We start from the raw sequence: 1031 nt of genomic DNA on the forward strand, positions 1-1031 counted from the left end.
GCGGAGGGCTGTGCCGCGGAGGGTGCGCAGTCCGGCGCCGACGAGCTTCACGCCCTCGCCGCGTGCCAGCCCACGGCCCAGCGCGGCGGCGGTACGTCCCAGCCGGGCGACGCTGACGACACCCCGCCCACCCGGAATGAGACCGAGGGCATCCAGGCCGAGCTGACCTAACGACGCCTGACCGCGCGCGTACTTCGCCAACGTGTCGGAGAAGGCCGCCGCGCCCGCTACCAGAGCGATCGCGACGAGCGCGAGCCCGATCGGCCCGGAGATGAACATCGCGACGACGCCCGCGACCAGAGCGACATTGCGGCAGAGGTCGACGAAGCCGTCCCAGGACCGGAACGGCGCGGACACGGCGTTCCAGGCCTTTGCGTACCACGGCTTGTTCTTGATCCCGCTGCTGGCGAGCGCCTGCTCGATGTCGCGGGCGCAGGTGTGTGCCGCCTGCCCGCGTAGCTCTGCCGCGTCCTGGGCCAGTCGCCGCGCCCGGGCCCGGTCGGCGCTGGCCGCCTGCCCGCGGTGGGCGGCCAGCCGGACCTGCTCGGCGAGGTCGTGGGCGTCCCACCCCGCCGTCACGGAGCTGATCGAGGCGTCGCTGAGCTCGGCCCGCGGCCACAACCGCAACTCCCGGTCGGGCGGCAGCACCCGGACCTCACGCAGCGCTGCCTGGTAGCGGTCGTTAGCATCCAGACCCTGCCGCAGCGCACCGCCCGCCCGCGTCTTCGCCTCGGCAAGGCCGGTCGAATAGGTGAACAGCGCCTCACCGCACCCGCGATAGGCACGGGCGAGCTTGGCCAGTTCGTCGGGCAGTTCGACGAGCGCCTCGGTGAACCGGGCAGCGTAGTCGCCGGTCATCCGCAGATCACCGCCACCACCCGCGATGACACGCAGCCGGGTGGTGTTGCTTTCGGCACGCTCAGCCCGTTCCCGCAGCCGGGCGGCCATGGTCCGGACGGCGTCCGGGTCGCCTGGGGTCGGATCACCGTCCAGCTCCAGGACACCCCAGTCACTCACCGCTGTTCTCCCCG

At 72.7% G+C, this 1031-nt stretch carries 1 protein-coding gene; it reads right to left on the reverse strand.

The genetic code is table 11. The annotated features are described in order from the left end of the window. The coding region (locus DD1DGNOD_RS07005; RefSeq protein ID WP_430827767.1) for a WXG100 family type VII secretion target at nucleotides 1-1017 on the reverse strand (1017 nt) is incomplete at its 3' end. Nucleotides 1018-1031 lie beyond the last annotated feature (14 nt).

The organism is Candidatus Protofrankia californiensis (assembly GCF_900634765.1).
Taxonomy (GTDB): domain Bacteria; phylum Actinomycetota; class Actinomycetes; order Frankiales; family Frankiaceae; genus Protofrankia; species Protofrankia californiensis.